The organism is Ralstonia pickettii (assembly GCF_001699815.1).
GTDB lineage: Bacteria > Pseudomonadota > Gammaproteobacteria > Burkholderiales > Burkholderiaceae > Ralstonia > Ralstonia thomasii.
This window is the reverse complement of the sequence record NZ_MCGB01000072.1, coordinates 66,568-88,176: the sequence shown is the minus strand read 5'-3', so window position 1 is coordinate 88,176 and position 21,609 is coordinate 66,568. Positions and strand designations below refer to the sequence as shown.

The window sequence follows — 21,609 nt, the reverse complement described above, 5'->3', positions numbered from 1 at the left end:
TTATACGGGCGAAGAACCAGCGCAAGCCGCGCGGGACGAAGGCATCGAATTGCAGGTCATCAAACTGCCAGAGGCGAAGAAAGGCTTTGTCCTGCTGCCACGCCGATGGGTCGTCGAGCGCAGTTTCGGATGGCTCAATCGGTTTCGAAGACTCGCACGCGACTACGAGCGCTTGCCTGAAACACTCGCCGGCTTGCATTTCGTCGTCTTTGCCATGCTCATGCTCGTTCACGCCGCACCTGTCGTCCAAAGTGCATAACACGCTCTAGTGACACCTCGGGCAACTGGATCTCGAGCTGGAGTAGCCTTCGAAGTCCTTTTAGAAATTTCACGTCAGCGATGCTTTGGCTTGCTAGGGAAGACGATAAGAGCAAAGGCCTTCTGCAGTTCCTTGGATTTCAAGGATGTACGTGGATTGCCCTCTATGCTCTTCTCGACTTCATGAAAACTGGGGGGCTTTCCGTAAAGGAAATAGCCACTCTCTCAGGATCGTCCGAAGCGGAAATCAAGAGGTTTACACACACTGCCAATAATTTCTCCGCAATTGGTCCGCTTTGCAGGCATGGTGAGCTCGGGCATCAGCCACCTGTGAATCCTATGCGGTTGTCTGAAGCTGCAGCAATAGTGCTTCCTGCTGCCCGCAAGTTTCTCGCGAAACGGGTTTCGGATCTGGGCCTTCAGTTGTGTTGGGAGAAAGGCAAAAAATGAGTCGTATCAGTCAACAAGAACTCGAAAGCTACCTCTGGGGTGCTGCCGTTTTGCTGCGAGGGCTGATCGACGCTGGCGACTACAAGCAGTTCATCTTTCCGCTGCTGTTCTTCAAGCGCGTGTCGGACGTGTGGGACGAGGAGTATCAGTCCGCTTTGGTGGAGTCGGACGGCGACCTGTCCTACGCGCAGTTCGCCGAGAACCACCGCTTTCAGATCCCTGAGGGGGTGCACTGGAACGATGTGCGGCAAACGCCGAAGAACGTTGGCAGCGCCATCCAGAAGGCCATGCGGGCCATCGAGTTGGCTAACCCTGACATGCTCGACGGCATTTTTGGAGATGCGTCGTGGACCAACCGCGAGCGTCTTCCGGATGAAACGCTGAAGGACCTGATCGAGCACTTCTCAACTCAGACGCTGTCGGTGGCCAACGTCCCCGAGGATGAACTTGGTAACGCCTACGAGTACCTGATCAAGAAGTTTGCGGATGACTCTGGTCACACGGCAGCGGAGTTCTACACCAACCGCACCGTCGTCCACTTAATGACGCAACTCTTGGCACCGCTAGCGGGCGAGTCGATCTACGACCCCACGTGTGGCACCGGCGGCATGTTGATCTCGGCGTTGGACGAGGTGAAGCGTTCGGGCGGCGAGTACCGCACCCTCACGCTCTACGGCCAAGAGCGCAACCTTATCACCTCCTCCATCGCGAGAATGAACCTGTTCCTCCACGGCGTAGTGGACTTCGAGATCATCCGCGGCGACACCTTGGCCGAACCCAAGCACATCGAAGGCGACCGCCTGCGCCAGTTCGATGTGATCCTGGCCAACCCACCGTACTCGATTAAGCAATGGGATCGCGAGGCGTGGAGCAGTGACAAGTGGGGGCGCAACACCTTAGGCACGCCGCCGCAGGGTCGCGCCGATTACGCCTTTCATCAACACATCCTGACCAGCCTCACTACCAAGGGCCGCTGTGCAGTGCTGTGGCCACACGGCGTTTTGTTCCGTAACGAGGAACAAGCCATGCGCGCAAAGATGGTCGAGCAGGATTGGGTGGAGGCTGTGATTGGCTTGGGACCCAACCTGTTCTACAACTCCCCGATGGAGTCATGCGTCGTCATCTGCAACCGCCGGAAGACGTCTGAACGCAGGGGCAAGGTGATCTTCATTGACGCGGTTAACGAAGTGACCCGCGAGCGCGCTCAAAGCTTCCTCAAGCCTGAGCACCAACGGCGCATCTTGGCTGCCTACGAAGTGTTTGCGGACGAGCCTGGCTTCGCCAAGGTCGCCACGCTGGCCGAGATTGGCGGCAACGGGGGCAACCTATCGATCCCGCTTTACGTGAAGCGCATTGCCGCAGTGGTCGCCACTGACAGCAATGGCGATGCGGTATCACTCCGCTCTGCCTGGGATAAATGGCAAACGGATGGGCGCACCTTCTGGCAACAGATGGACACGTTGGTGGAAACGCTGGATGGGCTTTCCAAGGCTGAGGATATGCAATGAAGCTCCAAACGATTCGGCTATCCAACTTCCAGTCTTTCGGTGAGGCACCAACCGAAGTCGTGCTTGAAGACATCACCTACCTCATCGGGCCCAATGGATCGGGGAAAACAGCCGCGCTTCAGGCCTTGTGCCGGCTCTTTGCCTTCGATCCATCACTGCGCCGGATCCTGCGCTCTGACTTTTACGTCCCATTCAATGAGGAAGCCCCGCCGGCTGAGCGTCAGCTCTGGGTAGAGGCTGACTTCCTGTTCCCAGAACTCGGCGAAGACGAGGACAACAGCACTGTTGCGCCTCATTTTGGCCACATGCGCCTCGACGAAGTTGATGGCACGCCGCGTGTGCGTTTTCGCCTCACCGCCACCATGGGGCTGGATGGAGACATAGAGGAAAGCTTGGTCTATGTGCTGGACATCAATCCTGACGGCTCGCCATTGACCACCGCACAGGTGCTCAGATCTGAGCGCAACCATATCCACGTCCACTATCTGCCCGCCCGGCGTGACCCCGCGGATCACATTGCCTACGGCGCCAATGCTTTGCTTGGGCGCATGCTGCGTGCAGTGAACTGGGATGCAGAGCGGAGTGTCATCAAGGGCCTCACCGACCAAATCAGCGACAGCTTGGCGGCCAACCCGTCAATCAATGCGTTCAGCACAAGCTTGAAAACGGCATGGGGTGGTTTGCACAAGGGCAGCTTCTTTGCCGATCCGAAGCTCACTTTTGTAGCGTCTGAGATCGAGGCCTTGTTAAGGCACATGTCGGTCTCTTTCACCCCTGGTCACGATGAGCAGCTGGTTGACTTCTCACGACTGAGCGACGGCCAGAAATCGATGCTGTATCTGTCGCTCGTGTTGTCTTCACAGGCCATCGGTCGAGCTGTCCTGGCTGCAGAAGACAAGTCATTCGACGCAGATAAGTTGCGCCCACCCGTCTTCACGGTGGTAGCGGTCGAAGAGCCAGAAAACAGCCTGTCGCCGCATTACCTTGGACGGATCGTCAATGCCCTCAACGGGATGACCGGCAACGGCGACGCACAAGCGCTGATCGCCACCCATGCCCCGTCGATGCTGCGGCGCGTCGACCCAGAACGTATCCGGTATCTGCGTCTAACCCAAGAACGAACATCGCGCGTCACGCATATCCAGCTGCCAGACACCACAGATGAAGCTCACAAGTTTGTGCGTGAGGCCGTGCAGGCCTTTCCGGAAGTCTATTTCTCGCGACTCGTGGTACTTGGCGAGGGAGACAGTGAAGAAATCGTGTTGCCACGCCTCCTACAGGCCAAAGGGGCACCGGTTGATGAGTCAGCAGTCTCGATAGCGCCCTTGGGTGGACGTCACGTTAATCATTTCTGGCGCCTACTGTCTGCCCTACAGATTCCCTATCTGACGCTGCTTGATCTGGATGTCGCCCGCTACCAGGCCGGGTGGGGGCGAATCAAGTACGCCAATAACCAGTTGGCAGCGTACGAGCCGAGTAAGGTACTTCCCGCAGACCATGGCATTCCCAGTTGGAATGATGCAACTCACAAGGTCCGAGCCTATGGGCACTACAACACTCTGCTCGAAGAGCGTGGTGTGTATTTCTCGTTCCCTATGGACCTGGATTTTTCGATGCTGCTCGCCTACCCGGATGCCTACGGTGTGGAGAAGGAAAAGCCTGACGAGTCAACGATTAAGGCCGTGCTAGGGAAAAGCCATTACGACGCAAGCCAATACAACGAGGACGAACAAAAACTGTTCGGCACTTACCACCGTAGCTTCAAGCTTGGCAGCAAGCCGGCCGCGCACATTGATGCGCTCGCCAAGCTCAGCGATGCGGACCTGCTCGCGAACATGCCCGAATCACTTGGACGCTTGGCCGATGCCGTCATCGCCAAGCTCGCGGAGTTGCCGGAGTGATAGCCGTCGATGCCTGGCAGCCCGCAGATGGGCTAACGCTTGAACCCAACGCCCTGCTTGCGGCCAAGGAGCAAGTGCGCAGCCTTGCACTGACAGCAGGCCCTGGTGCGGGCAAGACTGAAATGCTTGCGCAGCGGGCAGACTTCCTGCTGCGCACAGGCACCTGTTGCTATCCCAAACGAATTCTGGCCATCTCGTTCAAGGTCGATGCCAGCAGCAACCTGAAAGAGCGAGTCAAGCGACGCTGTGGTTCAGAAATGGCAGCGCGGTTTGACAGCTACACGTTTCACGCATTTGCCAAACGCATCATCGACCGCTTTCGACCCGTCCTAACAGGGCAAGATGCTCTGGATGTCGGCTACAAGATCGTTGAGCGAAAAGTGAAGCCGTCCCGCCAGGAAATCGAGTTTGCAGACCTTGTTCCTCTGGCAATCAAGATCCTACGGAAGTCAGCTATGGCGCGGAACGCTGTCCGCCAAACCTACAGCGACGTTTTTCTCGACGAATTCCAGGACTGCACCAACCTGCAGTACGAGCTGCTCAAGCTCGCCTTTCAAGGTACGAGCACTCGCCTGACCGCCGTGGGTGACACAAAGCAGAAGATCATGGGTTGGGCAGGGGCCATGGACGGCATCTTCCAGGCTTTCGTTGCCGATTTTGCGGCCACACCGCTCAACATGTACCGCAACTTTCGTTCGAAGCCGCGACTGCTGCGCCTGCAGAACGAGATCGTTCGCAGGCTTGACCCCTCATCTGTCATGCCCAATGAGCAGCTTGCCGGCGACGAAGGCGAGGTATTCGCGTGGCGCTTCGATGACAGTCGCCAGGAAGCTGAACATCTCGCAGAGCTGATCGATGGTTGGATAAAGACTGAGCAGCTGCCTCCAGCAGAGATTGCAGTCCTCATTCGCAATCAGCTTGATTTGTACGCCGATCATCTTATGGCGGCACTGGAGGCTCGCGGCATCCCTTACCGCAATGAGCAGCGGCTGCAAGACATCACGGTTGAGCCTGCAGCCCGCTTGATCGTGGATTATCTGACATGCCTCTACGGCCAGCGCGAACCAAAAGCATGGATTCGGCTCATGAATCAGCTGATCCCGTTTGCTGATGAAGAGATTCAGTCGAACGCGCGCAAGGACCTTGATCGGCTCATCAAGCAACAACGAAAAGAGGTGGTCATTGCCGAGTTGGTCGCAGAGCCCTTTTCAGGCTGGTGGGAGTTTGTTCGCGCCTTCCTGAAGCAGGTCAGTATCGAAACACTAGTGTCGCTTTCCCCAGACTACGAGTCGCATGGCCGGCTGAAAGAGGTTGTCCGTGACACCAAGATCCGGATCGAGGAATTGCTGAAACTGGAGCCTGATCTGCCTGAAGCCCTTGAGCGCTTTTCTGACGATCAGGCAGTACGAATCCTGACCATTCATAAGAGTAAGGGCCTTGAGTTCGATTCGGTCGTCATCATGGCGGTCGAAAAAGAAATCTTCTTTGGCGATCAGGACGAAAACCGCTGTGCCTTTTTTGTCGGGGTTTCTCGAGCCAAGAGGCGACTAGTCCTTACCCATGCAGATCAACGGGAGCGCCCAGCAGGACATACGAGACGCTGGGATGTGCAGCGCACGGCTCAAACTGAGTATTTCGGCTATGCCATGCCGTTCGTGAGACAAGAATAATGAACAACAGGACATTGAAGCCCGGCGGGCGTTTGGTGAAATTCGGCGACGTGGTGCGCCTCTCGAAAGCCCGCAGCCAAGATCCGCTGGCCGATGGCATTGAACGCTACGTCGGTCTGGAACACCTCGAACCAGGTGATTTGCGCATCCGCAGTTGGGGCAGCGTCGCTGACGGCGTGACCTTCACCAGCGTGTTTCAACCTGGGCAGGTGCTGTTCGGCAAACGCCGCGCTTACCAGCGCAAGGTGGCCGTGGCAGATTTTTCTGGCGTGTGTTCTGGTGACATCTACGTGCTGGAGACCAAGGACGCTCAGGTTTTGCTGCCGGAGTTGCTGCTCTTCATTTGCCAGACCGACGCCTTCTTCGATCACGCGGTGGGCACATCTGCAGGCTCGCTGAGCCCACGTACTAACTGGGCGAGCTTGGCGGATTTTGAGTTTGTACTACCGCCGATTGAGGAGCAGCAATCAGCCATAGTCCTACTGAGTGCCGCAACCGACCAGTGCCATGCCATTGAAGCTGCACATCTCGCCGCAGGCCGAATGCTGCAGTCGTTCAAGGATTCAATGCTTCTGTACAACACATCGGCCGTAGCAAATCCCTATCTGCTGAGCGACGTCTTGCTGAGGTCACCGGAAAGCGGCTGCAGTGCGCCGCCGAAGGATGCCGACACAGGCTATTTCGTACTCGGATTGGCAGCACTGTCCCGGGATGGATATGTGTCAGGAGACTTCAAGCCCGTCGAGCCAACGAGCAAGATGGTCGCGGCAAAGCTCTCTAAGGGCGACATGCTGATTTCTCGCTCCAATACAGTGGATCGAGTTGGATTCGTTGGGATTTTCAGCGACAACCGTGATGACGTGTCGTTTCCGGACACGATGATGCGTCTCCGGCCAAATCCTGCACTGGTCCACCCGGACTTCTTGGAAGCCTTGCTACAGACCACATCTGCCCGCGAATACCTCATGCGAATTGCAGCGGGCACTAGTGCCAGTATGAAGAAGATCAATCGCGCCAATTTGCTGCAGATGCGCCTGAACGTGCCGGATCTTGATGCCCAAGAATCGGCGCTCGATGCACTGCAGGAATTCAAAAACGCTATTGCAACGCAAAAGGCACGCTGGGATGCCGCTCTGCAACTAACAAAACTCATTGCCATGAGAACAATTGGGGGGGCGGCATAGTGTTTAACGAAGCCAACACCGTCGAAGCCTACGTCCGCGACCTGCTCGTTGGCCCGATCAAGGCAGTCCCTGCCAACACCGTTCAGGAACCTCAAGGTAGCTACGGCCCCAGTCCCAAAGGCATCGGCTGGCGCTATACCGCCCCTGCTGACGTGCCGAGACAGATTCAGGAAGTGCTGGTCGAGCCCTGGCTACGCGATGCGCTGATTCGCCTGAACCCCGAAATTGCCAGTCAGCCGGACCGCGCCGATGAAGTGCTCTACAAGCTGCGCGCCATCGTGCTGTCGGTGCGCTCGGATGGTCTGATCCGAGCCAACGAGGAAATGACGGCGTGGATGCGTGGTGAGCGCTCGATGCCCTTCGGCCACAACAACGAGCATGTGCCGGTGCGGCTGATCGACTTGGATGACCTATCGCAGAACCATTACATCGTCACCCAGCAGTACACCTACCGTGCTGGCCCCACCGAGCGCCGCGCCGATCTGGTGCTCTTGGTCAACGGACTGCCGCTGGTTCTGATCGAGGCGAAGACGCCGGTCAAGAAGTGCATCAGCTGGGTCGACGGTGCGGTACAGGTGCACGACGACTATGAGAAGTTCGTGCCGGAGCTCTTCGTTTGCAACGTGTTCTCGGTGGCCACTGAGGGTAAGGCCTACCACTATGGCTCCATCGGGCTGCCTGTCAAGGACTGGGGCCCTTGGCATCTGGATGGAGATGGCCACGATGGTCAGCACCATCCGCTGAAATCGCTCAAGCTGTCCACCGAGAGCATGCTGCGCCCGCATGTGGTGCTGGATATTCTGGGCAGCTTCACCCTGTTCGCCACCAACAAGAAAAAGCAGCGCATCAAGATCATTTGCCGCTACCAGCAGTTTGAAGCGGCCAACAAGATCGTCGAGCGCGTGCTGGCGGGTTACCCCAGGAAAGGCCTGATCTGGCACTTCCAGGGTTCGGGAAAGTCACTGCTGATGGTGTTTGCCGCGCAGAAGCTGCGTATGCACGCAGGATTGAAGAACCCTACCGTGCTGATCGTGGTGGATCGGATCGACCTCGACAGCCAGATCACTGGCACGTTCACCGGGGCGGACATTCCCAATCTGGAAAAGGCGGACAGCCGCGAGAAGCTGCAGCTGCTGCTGGCGCAGGACGTGCGCAAGATCATCATCACCACGATCTTCAAATTCGGTGAGGCCACGGGCAGTCTGAACGACCGCAGCAACATCATCGCTCTGGTCGACGAGGCCCACCGCACCCAGGAAGGTGATCTGGGCCGCAAGATGCGTGAAGCCCTGCCTAACGCGTTTCTGTTCGGCCTGACCGGCACGCCGATCAACCGCGCAGACCGCAACACCTTCTACGCCTTTGGTGCCGAGGAGGACGAAAAGGGTTACATGAGCCGTTATGGCTTCGAGGAATCGATCCGCGACGGCGCCACACTGAAGCTGCACTTCGAGCCCCGGCTGATTGACTTGCACATCGACAAGGCGGCACTGGATGCCGCGTACAAAGATCTGACCGGCGGCCTGTCGGATCTGGACAAGGACAACCTCGCCAAGACCGCCGCCAAGATGGCCGTGCTGGTCAAGACGCCCGAGCGTATCCGCAAGGTTTGCGAGGACATCGTCGAGCATTTTCAGACCAAGGTGGAGCCCAACGGCTTTAAAGGGCAGATCGTCACCTTCGACAGGGAGTCCTGCCTGCTGTTCAAGGCCGAGCTGGACAAGCTACTGCCGCCCGAGGCCACAGACATCGTCATGTCGGTGCAGGCGGGAGACAAGAAGGAACACCCAGAGTACGCGCCCTATGACCGTTCACGCGATGAGGAAGAACGGCTGCTAGATCGCTTCCGCGACCCGGCCGACCCTCTGAAGCTGATCATCGTCACGGCCAAGCTTCTTACCGGCTTCGATGCGCCGATCTTGCAGGCCATGTACCTGGACAAGCCGCTGCGTGACCACACGCTGCTGCAGGCCATCTGCCGCGTCAACCGTACCTATTCCGAGCAGAAGACTCATGGCCTGATCGTGGACTACCTAGGCATCTTTGATGACGTGGCAGCAGCGCTGGAATTTGACGACCAGAGCGTCAAGCAGGTGGTCAGCAACATCCAGGAGCTGAAGGACAAGTTGCCAGATGCCATGCAGAAATGCCTGGCGTTCTTCACCGGGTGTGACCGCACCTTGCAGGGCTATGAAGGCCTGATCGCTGCGCAGCAGTGCCTGCCCAACAACGAGGTGCGAGACAACTTCGCCGCCGAGTACAGCGTGCTCAACAAGATATGGGAGGCTCTGTCACCGGACACCGTACTGGGCCCCTTCGAGAAGGATTACAAGTGGTTGTCACAGGTGTACCAGTCGGTGCAGCCGTCCAGTGGCCACGGCAAACTGATCTGGCATTCGCTGGGCGCCAAGACCATTGAACTGATCCACCAGAACGTGCATGTCGACGCCGTGCGGGATGACCTCGACACTTTGGTGCTGGACGCCGATCTGCTGGAGGCAGTGCTCTCGAACCCCGATCCGAAAAAGGCCAAGGAAATCGAGATCAAGCTGAACCGACGTCTGGCCAAGCACACCGGCAATCCTAAGTTCAAGCAGCTTTCCGAGCGACTGGATGCTTTGAAGGACCGCTTCGAGGCAGGCCAGATCAACAGCGTGGAGTTTTTGAAGGAGCTGCTGCAGATCGCCAAGGAGGCACTGCAGGCCGAGAGGGAAGTTCCACCCGAAGAGGACGAGGATCGCGGAAAGGCAGCCTTGACTGAGCTATTCAACGAGGTCAAGACGGCCGAAACGCCGATCTTGGTCGAACGCGTGGTTGCGGACATCGACGAGATCGTGCGCCTGGTGCGCTTCCCCGGCTGGCAAGGCACGCAAGCCGGCGAGCGGGAAGTAAAGAAGGCGCTACGAAAGGCCCTCTTCAAGTACAAGCTGCACGCTGATGAGGATCTCTTCGAAAAGGCGTACAGCTACATCCGGCAGTACTACTAAAGGGGGGCTCCCAGGGTGACCCCGGTTGGGGCAAGACAATGGCAGCCTTACGCGTCTAAGCGCTTCGCTTCAGGTAAGCGGCCTCCTCCAAGTCCAACGTGAAATCGAAGACGATCTGAATGGGTTCCGGTGGCTGCCGGTTCTGGTTGAAGCTATCGACGTCCGATTTCAGTTGCTTGCAGTCACCGAGGATCTGATGCCGGCGCTGTTGGAAAGCGCGTCGCATATGGTCAGCTGGTGCCGTGCGAATATCGTCCCATAGGACAAGCTGCTCACCTTCATCTGTGGTGTATGCCGCTGCGTGCTTGGTTCGAATTCGGCGGCCTTGAGGGTCAGTAACGTACTCGTCCCGAAGCGCTCGCGATAGCTCCTCTGCGCACTGACCGATAACGGCTGAAGGCTGGGGCGCCCAAAGCTTCGCGTTAATCGCCCATGCCGCGACTTCCCGCATTGTTGCGGGCCATTTGTTGCCGGCACGACGATACTCTCCAACTATGGATTGAAGTTGCTCATTCTTTGTCGTCATTTCTATCCCTCACATCGATGCTGATTCGATCACACGATGACCAAATCCGTCGGTAATAGCATTCGCTACAACGTACTCTCGGACCTTCTCCAAGTGCTTCCGATGGAAGCTCCAGGGAATCAAGCCTCGATTCTGGAGCTGACCTACAACGAGGCCCGGATGTACGGCGATACGCCGAGCAAAACCAACGATCTGCTCCTCGCTAAACATTGGATTGACCCTTGCAATAAAGCCGTCCATTTCCCGCTTGGGAATGAGCGCTTCAGCCGCGTTTTCATTCGCCCTTGCTTCAATGTCCGGCTTGCCTGAGTCGGCATCCATGATGTCTACGTCGAGGATAGGTGCAGACTGTCCCTCCTCATGCTCCACGTGATCCAACTCATGAAGGAGGGTGTGCCAGAAGTTGTCGACCCGATCAAACCTCATCGACATCGCGACGACAGGATTCTTTTTGTCTAGCCAGAAACATGCGCCGTCGATCTTCGAGCCTGCAATAGCCTCAACAATCACGAATCGAATTCCGGCCTGCGCCAGAATTCCCGGCACTCGTTGTGTGCCGTCCGTGTGGGCCAGTTGCTCGCTGAGTTGAACTTTCGCTGCCGCCAGTCGTTGAGAATTGAAGCTGGCAGCGGTAGGCGAATATGCTGCCAACTTTCTCGCTCGGCAGAACCATGCCACCTGCGCTACAGGGACCTCATGGTACGTTGTGGCTTTGGCCGCGTAGCGAAGTTGAGGAGTCTGCTCGATCTCATCAATGCCGAAGAACTCAATTAGTTGCTGCTGTAGTACATCGACACTCTTGGTCGCTTCAATCCAACCCCGTTTAACCATCTCGCGAACGGGGAACCGGCCATGCAAGTCTGCCTTGCGTGCGATAGAGTCTTCTTTCGGTCGGACCTTTGATAGTTGGTATTGACCCTCCAGATTCATCCAAAGCTCCGGCGAACTGCCGAGCGCTGCCCCCAGCGCGATGGCTGTTTCCGGAGTAATAGAACGCTTGCCGCTGATCACTTCACTGACCAGGCGTGCGTCCTTACCAATAATTTCGGCGAACTCGGCCTGCGTCCACCCACGAGCCTCAAGCTCGTCCTTCAAAAATTCCCCGGGAGGAAAGACCTCGGCCGGAATACGTGCACCCATGCTGCTCTCCGATTTAGTGATAGTCCTCGATGCTGATGACAACGACCAATTTGCCCCCGCCGCGTCTCTCCAGCCGGAGGATGAGACGCCACTGATCGTTCAACCGCATTGAATGCTCTCCGTCCCTATCTCCTTTCAGTTTCTCGAAGTGGAGCGACTTCTGTGCATAGAAGTCCCGCTCGTCAGCCGCTGCGCGGATGTATTGGAGCCGTTTGCGGTAGGCCTTCACGACAGGCGCGGAGAGCCCAGCCGTGAACCCGGCGTCGGTCTCCAAGCGGTCATAGTCTGGGTCAGCGAACTCGATTTCCATCCCAATGGATTTTATGCATCTTTACACCATGTGTAAAGATGGCACTTTTCATGAATGTGCTGATTGCGACGCTTATTTGCCGCTTGGGTGGCACTCTGCTGTGAGCCTAGTCAGCCAGTGCAGGGGTGCTCGGAAACGAGTCACGTGGCACAAAGATGTTGTGCCACGACAGGGGCTGGCGTAAGTCGGTGCGAGTGACGTGGAAGGTACGGTAGCGGTACATCCATCAGTTTTTTTCGGTTTCGCGGCCCTACGCTAAGTTACTGAATATAAAGTACTTTGGGTTGCGTAACGTTACGGTCACTTACTCTTGAATATCAATAACTTATTGATTTACAAGGAAATTTGTAATCATCAGGTGGCGGGTTCGAGTCCTGCAGCCGGCACCAGCATCACGAGAACGGCCTCCCTCGCGGAGGCCGTTTTCTTTTGGCGAGCGCGTTCAGGCTGCTACGCGTGCGTTTCTTCTCCAAGATGCACGCCCAGCGGCGCTTGGTATCCATGCTCGCGCACGCATGCGTTCCTTCACGGTCACCGTTTCGCGATCGGCGTGGATTCTGCCGAGTGCTACCGAGTCCCGATCGCCCGCGATTCAGCCTCGCAACGCTCAACCGCGCCGCACCCAGACGACCTTGCCGCCCTGGATGCCCAGGTTGCGGCGTTCTTCGCGGTAATCCATGGTGCCGGGCAGGGCCTTGCCATCGCGCTCGCTGACGCGCCAGAGGCAACCGTTGAGCAGGGCTGTGGCGTCCTGTTCGGATTTGCCGATCAGGGCGTCGTCGGGAGCGGCGGCCGCCTTGCACGTGGTGGCGGGTGGGGTGTGTTCGATCATCTTGGATTCGCCCGCCTTCCCGGCTTGTTCTAATCCGGCCGTCGAGCAGCCGGCCATACCGGCGATTGCCGCAATCGTGGTGATTAGCGTTGCCAAGCGCGTCATACAAGGTCCGTCTGATGTCGTTGTGGAGAGCGCGCCCAAGTGACGCGCTCAAGCGTGACGGCAGTGTACCGATACCGGCTTGCGAGGCGCCTTGCGTCCGGAGTGTTGCCGCTGCGCAATGGCTTCGCGCGCGCCCCAAGAAAACGCTTGCCGCAGTCAACGAGACTTTGTTACTCTGCGCCCCGTCACAGTTACGGAGACCATCTCCATGGACAGTTGTTCTAGTCGATCTTCGATCGCACCTTGAACGGCTAGACAGTCTCGGCGCAACGTCTTCGCGCCTTCCCGCTGCCTAGCCGTATTGCACGGCGGGCGGTGGCTCTTGCGTGGGTTCTCTGCGCAAGTCTCTTCCTGAATTCGATTGTTGTTCGCCGGTACGGCCATGTAGCCGCGCATTTGCGTGCGCGTCGCATTGGGAGGTCCGTGTCCGGTCGTTGCCTACGTTCGTCACAGAAGCGAACGAGGGGGGCCTCATGCTGTTTGCTTCCATCGTCAAATCCGTCCGGAAGGCAGTACGCGCACTTATCTCGCTGGTGCGCGCCGCTGCTGCGGGCTGCCGTCCGCCCATTTTTGCTGCCATGGTGCTGCTATGGGTTTCTGCCCAGGCTGCCGATGCTGCAGAGGCGCTTGCATCGGTGCCGGCTGCCGCGACGCCGCTCATTGCCGGAGGCGAGTTCGGCGATCGCTTTGGTTTTCACGGTCAATCCACCTGGGTCTGGCAGGCCAAACCTGCGTTCAAGTCGCCGTATAGCGGTGACAACAGCCTGACGGCGGACCGGGCGACCAGTTACTCCTTCAGCACCACGCTCGATCTCGGCATGCGGTTGTGGAGGGGCGCCGAGTTCCACTTCAACCCAGAAGTCGTGATGGGCAAGGCATTCTCCGATCTGCACGGGCTGGGCGGCCCAACCAACGGGGAACTGGCCAAGGTCACGGGCACCGACCCGACGCTCTATCGCGCTCGCGTGTTCCTGCGCCAGACCTGGGGTCTGGGCGGCGACACCGAAAAGGTCGATGCCGACTTCAACCAGTTCGCCGACGTTGTGGACAAGCGTCGCGTGGTACTCACCGTGGGCAATTTGCCCGTGCTCGACGTGTTCGATGCGGTGGAGTACGCGCACGATCCGCGCACGCAGTTCCTAAACTGGTCGTTCATGACGCATCCGTCGTTCGACTATGCTGCGGATGCGCGCGGCTACAGCTGGGGGATTGCGCTGGAGTACACCGATAGCGAGTTCGGCTGGGCCGTGCGCGCGGGCCGCTTCCTGCAGCCGGTGGAGTCCAACGGCTTGCCGCTCGACACCCGTTTTCTCAAGCACTACGGCGACATGCTCGAACTGGAGAAGAGCTTCACGCTGTTCGGCCAGGAGGGCAAAGTGCGCCTACTCGGATGGCGAAACTTCGCACGCATGGGCCGCTTTGACGATGCCATTGCGCTCGGTCAAGCCACTGCGGGCCAGCCCGATTTGAGTCTGGTTCGGCGTGAGCACGCCAAGGTCGGCGTGGGTTTGTCCTTCGAGCAAAAGGTGGGTGAAAACTTGGGCCTCTTCACCCGATTGAACTGGTCGGATGATAAGACCGAGACCTATGCTTTTACGGAAGCGGGGCGCAACGTGTCGTTTGGCGGCTTGCTCAAGGGCGCGTCGTGGGGGCGTCCGGACGATGTGCTGGGGGCGGCCTTTTCGCTCAACATGCTGGGCCCGGACCATCGCGCCTATTTGGCCGCAGGCGGCAACGGCGCGTTCCTGGGCGATAGCGCCTTGAACTACGGCCACGAACGCATACTCGAAGTGTTTTACAGCTTTCAACCGGTCAAGGGCATCATGCTCAGCCCCGATTTTCAGTTAATCCAGAACCCCGGCTACAACCGGGACCGCGGGCCTGCCAAGTTCTTCGGCCTGCGCGTCCACGCCGAGTTCTAACCGTAGGAGGACCCATATGGACAGTCCGAGTCGACCTTACCCGACATTTACATCGGTATCCCACTAGGCGAGTCCGCCGCACGGTTTTCCCCTGCTGCTGACTTGCCGCCCAGGCAAGGCAGCGGTATCTGCATCGCTCCTTGATCGTTTCGACCATGCCGCCGCGTGTGTGTACAACGCGTGCGGAGATTGCTGCGTGCCGCGCGTATGCGCACGCGGCGAGGAGTGTGTCATGCGCAAATTCAATATTCCCGCCCGTCGTTTCTCGACGATCGCACTGCCGTTCAGCTCGGTGTTCGTGCAGCCGCGCGTTGCTGCACCTGCGCGCGCCGACGCCGTGCCCGTGACCTCCAACCGCCGGGCAGGCGACGGCGGTCAGCCGCTTTCCAACCACGGTTACGCGGCGGCGGCTGTGCGCCTGTCGCGCACGTACTGGTAATCCAACAACACAAAAAAAGGAGGTCGACATGACCCAATTCGCTTCGGGCATCGACGCACCGCCACGTCATGCCGCACTCGACGACGCTCATGTGGGCGACATCCGCGGCGCGCTCGGCACCATCGCGCATCACGATACGGGCGCTCGTAACAGCTGGCGCGCGCGTCTGCGGACGCTGCTCGCCATCCTCGGGCCCGGCCTGATCGTGATGGTCGGCGACAACGACGCCGGCGCCTTCGGCACGTACACGCAAGCCGGGCAGAACTACGGCACCACGCTGTTGTGGACGCTGTTGTTGCTCATCCCCGTGCTGTACGTGAACCAGGAGATGGTGCTGCGCCTGGGCGCCGTCACGCGCGTTGGCCATGCGCGGTTGATCTTTGCCCGCTTCGGCAGGTTCTGGGGCAGCTTCTCTGTCATCGATCTGTTTCTGGTGAACGCGCTGACGCTCGTGACAGAGTTCATCGGTATCAGCCTGGCGCTGGAGTACCTCGGCATCCCTAGACACTGGGGCGTGTGTGCGGCGGCGGCGCTGGTGATGCTGGCTGCCTCCACCGGCGACTTCCGCCGCTTCGAGCGCTTTGCGCTGGCGCTGGTGGCCGGCAGTCTCACGCTCATTCCCGTGTTCGTGATGGTCCATCCGCCAATTGGGCAGGTGGCACGCGACTTCTTTGTGCCCGCGCTACCGGCCGGCGCACCGCTAGCGGAGGTCATGCTGCTGATCATCGCCATCGTCGGGACGACCGTGGCGCCGTGGCAATTGTTCTTCCAACAGAGCTACGTGATCGACAAGCGCATCACCGCCCGTTTCATCCGCTATGAACGCGCGGATCTGTGGCTGGGCATCGTCCTCGTGATTGCCGGCGCGGTGGCGATGATCGCCTTCAGCGCCCAGGCCTTTCACGGTTCGCCAGAGTTCGGCAACTACACCGATGCGCTCGGCACGGCGCACGGTCTGGAGCGCCACTCGGGCCGCTGGGCCGGTGTCCTGTTTGCGATTGCGCTGCTGGATGCCAGCATCATCGGCGCCTGTGCGGTGTCGTTGTCGACCGCGTATGCGATCGGCGACGTGTTTGCCGTGCGGCACTCGCTGCATCGCAAGCCGACGGAAGCCAAGGGCTTCTACGCGATCTACTTCGGGCTGACCTTGCTGGCCGCAGGATTGGTGCTGACGCCCGGCGTGCCGCTCGGTTTGTTGACCAATGCAGTGCAATCGCTGGCCGGCGTGCTGCTGCCAAGCGCGACAGTGTTCCTGCTGCTTTTGTGCAACGACAAGGCCGTGCTGGGCCCGTGGACGAACGGCCGCGCGATGAACCTCTTCACCGGCGGTGTGGTGGCGGTGCTGGTGATGCTCTCCGTCATCCTGACGGCGGCTGTGTTGTTTCCGGGGATCGGAGAATTCGAGATCGGCGCCATCCTGATCGGCGGTTCGCTCATCGCCGTGGTCATGTCGCTGGTGCTATGGCGCATCGAGCGACGCAGGCACCGGCCGCACCATCCACAGCGTGTGAGCGTGCTGGATCGCAATCACTGGACGATGCCGCCGCTCGAGCAGCTCACGCCTGCCCGTTGGACGCCGCTCAAGCGCACGTGGATGTTTGTGCTGCGCGGCTACCTCGTGGTGGCTGCGGGGCTGGTGCTGGTACGGATTGCCGGGTTGCTCGCCCAATGAGGCCGTAGGGAAAAGCGCAGGGAGGCCGCTTCGGCGGCCTCTCCAAGATGAGAATTGTTCTTATTATCAGCTCAACCTTCGGGCGCACATTTGGTGACAACGTCGGCTGCGCGCCACTGTGGCTGATTGTCGCAGTGCAACAACAGGCACTTTCGATTGGCTTACCCGCAAAGCCACGTAAACCCTAGCCCTGCGGTTAGGAAATCACTTGTCAATCGACGTCGTTTTCTATTTGCCTGAGCGGATAGCGCGATCCAAAGCGCCGTCTGGCGGTAAGATCGCGCCCGCATTCCACTTCCAACCGCGCTCCCCCAACGGGCGCATGACGCAGTGCCTGCTCCGACCTTTCACGCCCCCGATCTGTCGTCCGCCGCTTTGTGCGACGCGGCGAAGTTCGACCTCGCCCATGCCCTGCATGAGCGAAGCCCACCTCGCCAACTGAGGGCGTTGGGTTCAGCTTCTCCCTGACCGGCGCCTGATGTGATCGAAGATCCGCTGCCGCACCTCAGCTGTATTCGGGGCGCCGGTAGTTCGGTCTTCTCTCATTTCCCGCGTTTTTCCCCTTGTGGCCGCTGTCTGGGCTGCTGGGCTCCCGTGATGTTGGTGCGCATCGCCGGCGCAATTGTGTAAGACATGAAGAACACACTCGTTCCACATATGAAGCGGCTCTTCGCCGCAAGCCTCCCGCTCCTGCTTGCGGGCTGCAACCTGACGGTCCTGGACCCGAAGGGGATGATTGCGGCTGAAGAAAAGACGCTGATCCTGGTGGCGACCGGCCTGATGCTGCTGGTCGTCATTCCCGTGATCGTGCTGACGCTGGTGTTTGCGTGGAAGTACCGCGCGTCCAACACCAAGGCTCGCTACGAGCCCGACTGGTCGCACTCCAACGCCATCGAGGCCGTGGTGTGGCTGATCCCGTGCCTGATCATCATCGTGTTGGGCGTGATCACCTATAAGTCCACGCACGCGCTCGATCCGTACAAGCCGATCGAATCGGATGTGAAGCCCATCACGGTCGAGGCTGTCTCGCTCGACTGGAAGTGGCTGTTCATCTATCCGGAACTGAAGATCGCGACGGTCAACCAGCTCGCATTCCCGGCCAACACCCCGATCAACTTCAAGATCACGTCCGACACGGTGATGAACGCGTTCTTCATCCCGCAACTGGGCAGCCAGGTGTACGCCATGGCGGGCATGCAGACCAAGCTGCACCTGATCGCCAACGAGACCGGCGTGTTTGACGGCATGTCGTCGAACTACAGCGGCTCGGGCTTCACAGGCATGAAGTTCAAGGCCACGGCCATGACGAACGAAGAGTTCGACGCCTGGGTCAAGCAGGTTCGCGCCTCGTCGCAGAACCTGACCAAGGAAGGCTACGCCGAGCTGTCCAAGCCGAGCGAGAAGGTGCCGCCGGCGGCGTATGCATCGGTCGACCCGTCGCTGTATCACAGCATCCTGCACAAATACATGGACAAGATGGGCGAAGGGGAGAAGGTCCTGACGCTCGACGAGGCGCTCGAAGGCGCCAACTGCACGACGGCCACGGCTGAGGCGGCAACGCGTCCGCTGCCGGTGCAGTCCGCCCTGCCTGCGCCCAAGAGCGCGGCCAAGAATTCCTAGGAGTTGACGATGTTTGGCAAGTTGAGTCTGGAGGCCATTCCGCTGCACGAGCCCATCGTGGTCGTGACGGTGTCGGCCATTCTGCTGGGTGGCGCGGGCCTGTTCGGCCTGATCACCTATCTCAAGAAGTGGACCTATCTCTGGAATGAGTGGATCACCTCGGTCGACCACAAGAAGATCGGCGTGATGTACTGCATTCTGGCCATCGTGATGCTGCTGCGCGGCTTTGCCGACGCCATCATGATGCGCTCGCAACTGGCGGTTGCCTCGGGCGGCGGTGCCGGCTATCTGCCGCCTGAGCACTACGACCAGATCTTTACCGCGCACGGCGTGATCATGATTTTCTTCATGGCCATGCCGCTCATGACGGGCCTGATCAACCTGATCGTGCCGCTGCAGATCGGCGCGCGCGACGTGGCATTTCCGTTCCTGAACACGCTGTCGTTCTGGCTGGCTGCTGCAGGTGTGGTGCTGATCAACGTGTCGCTGGGCGTGGGCGAATTCGCTCGCACCGGCTGGCTGGCGTACCCGCCGCTGTCGGAGCTGGCCTACAGCCCGGGCGTGGGGGTCGATTACTACATCTGGGCCTTGCAGATATCGGGCCTCGGGACATTGCTGACCGGCGTGAACTTCGTCGCGACCATCTTCAAGATGCGCGCGCCGGGCATGACGCTGATGCGCATGCCGATCTTCACCTGGACCGCCCTGTGCGCCAACATCCTGATCGTGGCTGCCTTCCCGGTGCTGACCGTGGCGCTGGCACTGCTGGGTGCCGACCGCTACCTGGACATGCACTTCTTCACGAACGGCGGCGGCGGTAACGCCATGCTGTACGTGAACCTGATCTGGATCTGGGGCCACCCCGAGGTGTACATCCTGATCCTGCCGGCCTTCGGCATGTTCTCGGAAATCGTCTCGACGTTCTCGCGCAAGAAGCTCTTCGGCTACACGTCGATGGTGTGGGCGACCGCCGGTATCACCGTGCTGTCGTTCCTGGTGTGGCTGCACCACTTCTTCACCATGGGCTCGGGTGCGAACGTCAACGCGTTTTTCGGTATCGCGACGATGATCATCTCGATCCCGACGGGCGTGAAGATCTTCAACTGGCTGTTCACGATGTACCGCGGCCGCGTCGAGCTGAACTCAATGATGCTGTGGACGATCGGCTTCATGATCACCTTCGTGATCGGCGGGATGACCGGCGTGCTGCTGGCTGTGCCGGGCGCCGACTTCCTGCTGCACAACAGCCTGTTCCTGATCGCTCACTTCCACAACACCATCATCGGCGGCGTGGTGTTCGGTTACCTGGCTGGTATCACGTACTGGTTCCCGAAGGCCTTCGGCTTCAAGCTGGACGAGAAGTGGGGCAAGCGCGCCTTCTGGTGCTGGTTCGTGGGCTTCTACACCGCCTTCATGCCGCTGTACGTGCTCGGCTTCATGGGCATGACGCGTCGTCTGAACCATACCGACAACCCGGCATGGCAGCCGTGGCTGATCGTTGCCGTGATCGGCGCCGCGATCATCGCCTGCGGCATCGCTTCGCAGCTCATCCAGATCTTCGTGAGCGTCCGCAACCGTCATGCGCTGGCCGACCTGACGGGCGATCCGTGGGGCGGTCGCACGCTGGAGTGGGCGACGTCGTCGCCGCCGGCGCACTACAACTTCGCCCGCGTGCCGGTCATCCGTGACATCGACGCCTTTGCCGACATGAAGGCGCGCGGCGAGGTGCTGACGCAGGTCGCACCGAGCTACGAAAAGATCCACATGCCGAAGAACACCGGCGCCGGCTTCTTCATCGGCATGTTCTCGATCGTGATGGGCTTCGCGCTGATCTGGCACATCTGGTGGATGGCCGTGCTGGGTCTGGTCGGCATGATCGGCAGCTTCATCCTCCGCAGCAACAACGACGACATCGATTACTACGTGCCCGCTCACGAGGTTCACGAGACCGAGTCGGCCTACTTCCAACGTATCGGTTCGCAGGCTTAAACCATGGCTTCCAATGTTCTAGACGGTCACGCCGCGCACGGCCACGACCACGCGCATGACCATGCGCACCACCACGATGCTGCAGACACCAAGGTCTTCGGCTTCTGGGTGTACCTGATGAGCGACTTGATCATCTTCGCGTCGCTGTTTGCCACGTTCTGCGTCCTGCGCGGTGCAACGGCCGGCGGCCCGACTGGCAAGGAACTCTTCGATCTGTCGTACGTGGCGATCGAAACCGGCATCCTGCTGGTGTCGTCCATCACCTACGGCATGGTGATGATCAGCCTGCAGAACGGCCGCAAGGATCAAGTGATGCTGTGGCTGGGCATCACGCTGCTGCTGGGCGCCGCGTTCGTCGGCATGGAAATCAACGAGTTCCACCACCTGATCGCAGAAGGCGCCGGCCCGAGCCGCAGCGCATTCCTGTCGTCGTTCTTCCTGCTGGTCGGCACGCACGGCCTGCACGTGGCGAGCGGCATGCTGTGGATCATCGTCCTGATGTGGCAGATCGGTGCCAAAGGCCTGACTCCGACCCAATCGACTCGACTGTCGTGCCTGAGCCTGTTCTGGCACTTCTTGGACGTGGTGTGGATCGGTGTGTTTACCGTCGTCTATCTGCTGGGAGCGATGTAATGGAACAGACCAACGCAACATCCGCCATCGCCCACGGCGAGGATCACGGTCATGCAGCCGGCGGCGCCGGCCATGCCACCGTCAAGGGCTACCTGATCGGCTTCGTGCTGGCGGTGATCCTGACGGCCATCCCGTTCAAGATGGTGATGGACGGCGGGTACTCGCACCAGACGGTGCTGGTGACGGTGATGGCCCTGGCGGTCGTGCAGATCGTCGTGCACCTGATCTATTTCCTGCACTTGGACGGCTCGTCCGCCCAGCGCTGGAACGTGATGGCTTTCCTGTTCACGCTGCTGATCCTGGCGATCGTCGTTGTCGGCTCGCTGTGGGTCATGCATAACATGAACGCCAACATGATGACGATGTAACGAGCCAGCCTGCTGCTGCATCGGAAGGGCGCCCCTGGTGGGCGCCTTTTCTTTTGCTCGAGCGGCCTTGAGCCCTGGGCTTGCCGTGCCCCGGC

17 protein-coding genes are annotated in these 21,609 nt (G+C 59.5%); 13 read left to right on the top strand and 4 right to left on the bottom strand.

Translation table 11 applies throughout. From position 1 onward, the window contains the following. From BEK68_RS14760 to BEK68_RS14735, 6 genes are all read left to right on the top strand, one after another. On the top strand, positions 1–259 hold a 259-nt coding region (locus BEK68_RS14760; protein ID WP_139111356.1), incomplete at its 5' end, for a transposase. Positions 260–704: 445 nt separating this feature from the next. Continuing rightward, positions 705–2,216, top strand: coding sequence for a type I restriction-modification system subunit M (locus BEK68_RS14755; RefSeq protein WP_065851760.1), 1,512 nt, complete (start codon positions 705–707; stop codon positions 2,214–2,216). Continuing rightward, on the top strand, positions 2,213–4,117 hold the full coding sequence (locus BEK68_RS14750) for an AAA family ATPase (RefSeq protein WP_012436525.1): 1,905 nt from the start codon (positions 2,213–2,215) through the stop codon (positions 4,115–4,117). Before BEK68_RS14755 ends, BEK68_RS14750 begins: the two co-directional genes overlap by 4 nt. Next, entirely contained in the window at positions 4,114–5,787 is a 1,674-nt protein-coding gene (locus tag BEK68_RS14745; protein ID WP_065851758.1) for a UvrD-helicase domain-containing protein, read from the top strand. Before BEK68_RS14750 ends, BEK68_RS14745 begins: the two co-directional genes overlap by 4 nt. Beyond that, positions 5,787–6,971, top strand: a complete 1,185-nt coding sequence (locus BEK68_RS14740) for a restriction endonuclease subunit S (RefSeq protein ID WP_012436523.1) — start codon at positions 5,787–5,789, stop codon at positions 6,969–6,971. Before BEK68_RS14745 ends, BEK68_RS14740 begins: the two co-directional genes overlap by 1 nt. Next, on the top strand, positions 6,971–9,958 hold the full coding sequence (locus BEK68_RS14735) for a type I restriction endonuclease subunit R (protein WP_065851756.1): 2,988 nt from the start codon (positions 6,971–6,973) through the stop codon (positions 9,956–9,958). The genes BEK68_RS14740 and BEK68_RS14735 overlap by 1 nt, the downstream gene beginning before the upstream one ends. Before the next feature lie 55 nt (positions 9,959–10,013). On the opposite strand, the gene BEK68_RS14730 is transcribed toward BEK68_RS14735, so the two are convergent. From BEK68_RS14730 to BEK68_RS14715, 4 genes are all read right to left on the bottom strand, one after another. Continuing rightward, positions 10,014–10,484: a hypothetical protein gene (locus tag BEK68_RS14730; protein WP_012436521.1), complete on the bottom strand. Its 471-nt coding sequence runs from the start codon at positions 10,482–10,484 to the stop codon at positions 10,014–10,016. A 9-nt stretch (positions 10,485–10,493) separates the two neighbouring features. Further along, the gene (locus BEK68_RS14725) at positions 10,494–11,624 is read right to left on the bottom strand and encodes a HigA family addiction module antitoxin (RefSeq protein ID WP_012436520.1); all 1,131 of its coding nucleotides are present in this window, start codon (positions 11,622–11,624) and stop codon (positions 10,494–10,496) included. 13 nt (positions 11,625–11,637) lie between these two features. Further along, positions 11,638–11,934, bottom strand: coding sequence for a type II toxin-antitoxin system RelE/ParE family toxin (locus BEK68_RS14720; protein WP_012436519.1), 297 nt, complete (start codon positions 11,932–11,934; stop codon positions 11,638–11,640). A 607-nt stretch (positions 11,935–12,541) separates the two neighbouring features. Further along, positions 12,542–12,871: a hypothetical protein gene (locus BEK68_RS14715; protein ID WP_012436517.1), complete on the bottom strand. Its 330-nt coding sequence runs from the start codon at positions 12,869–12,871 to the stop codon at positions 12,542–12,544. Positions 12,872–13,344: 473 nt separating this feature from the next. Here BEK68_RS14715 and BEK68_RS14710 point away from each other — a divergent pair, with 473 nt between their 5' ends. The 7 genes from BEK68_RS14710 to BEK68_RS14680 all read left to right on the top strand — a co-directional run bounded on the left by BEK68_RS14710 (position 13,345) and on the right by BEK68_RS14680 (position 21,514). Beyond that, a complete protein-coding gene (locus tag BEK68_RS14710; RefSeq protein WP_012436516.1) occupies positions 13,345–14,793 on the top strand; it encodes a carbohydrate porin in 1,449 nt (482 codons plus the stop codon). 232 nt (positions 14,794–15,025) lie between these two features. Next, positions 15,026–15,232, top strand: coding sequence for a hypothetical protein (locus BEK68_RS14705; RefSeq protein ID WP_012436515.1), 207 nt, complete (start codon positions 15,026–15,028; stop codon positions 15,230–15,232). 28 nt (positions 15,233–15,260) lie between these two features. Beyond that, the gene (locus tag BEK68_RS14700) at positions 15,261–16,904 is read left to right on the top strand and encodes an Nramp family divalent metal transporter (RefSeq protein WP_012436514.1); all 1,644 of its coding nucleotides are present in this window, start codon (positions 15,261–15,263) and stop codon (positions 16,902–16,904) included. A 633-nt stretch (positions 16,905–17,537) separates the two neighbouring features. Then, a complete protein-coding gene (cyoA, locus tag BEK68_RS14695; RefSeq protein ID WP_027693052.1) occupies positions 17,538–18,524 on the top strand; it encodes a ubiquinol oxidase subunit II in 987 nt (328 codons plus the stop codon). 9 nt (positions 18,525–18,533) lie between these two features. Next, positions 18,534–20,513 (top strand): cytochrome o ubiquinol oxidase subunit I, encoded by a 1,980-nt coding sequence (gene cyoB / locus BEK68_RS14690; protein ID WP_024542173.1) that lies wholly within the window; start codon positions 18,534–18,536, stop codon positions 20,511–20,513. A 3-nt stretch (positions 20,514–20,516) separates the two neighbouring features. Continuing rightward, positions 20,517–21,146 carry a cytochrome o ubiquinol oxidase subunit III gene (cyoC, locus tag BEK68_RS14685; protein WP_012436511.1) on the top strand — a complete coding sequence of 210 codons (630 nt, stop codon included), beginning with the start codon at positions 20,517–20,519 and terminating at the stop codon, positions 21,144–21,146. Further along, positions 21,146–21,514, top strand: coding sequence for a cytochrome o ubiquinol oxidase subunit IV (locus BEK68_RS14680; RefSeq protein ID WP_004634669.1), 369 nt, complete (start codon positions 21,146–21,148; stop codon positions 21,512–21,514). Before cyoC ends, BEK68_RS14680 begins: the two co-directional genes overlap by 1 nt. The last annotated feature ends 95 nt before the right edge of the window (positions 21,515–21,609 follow it).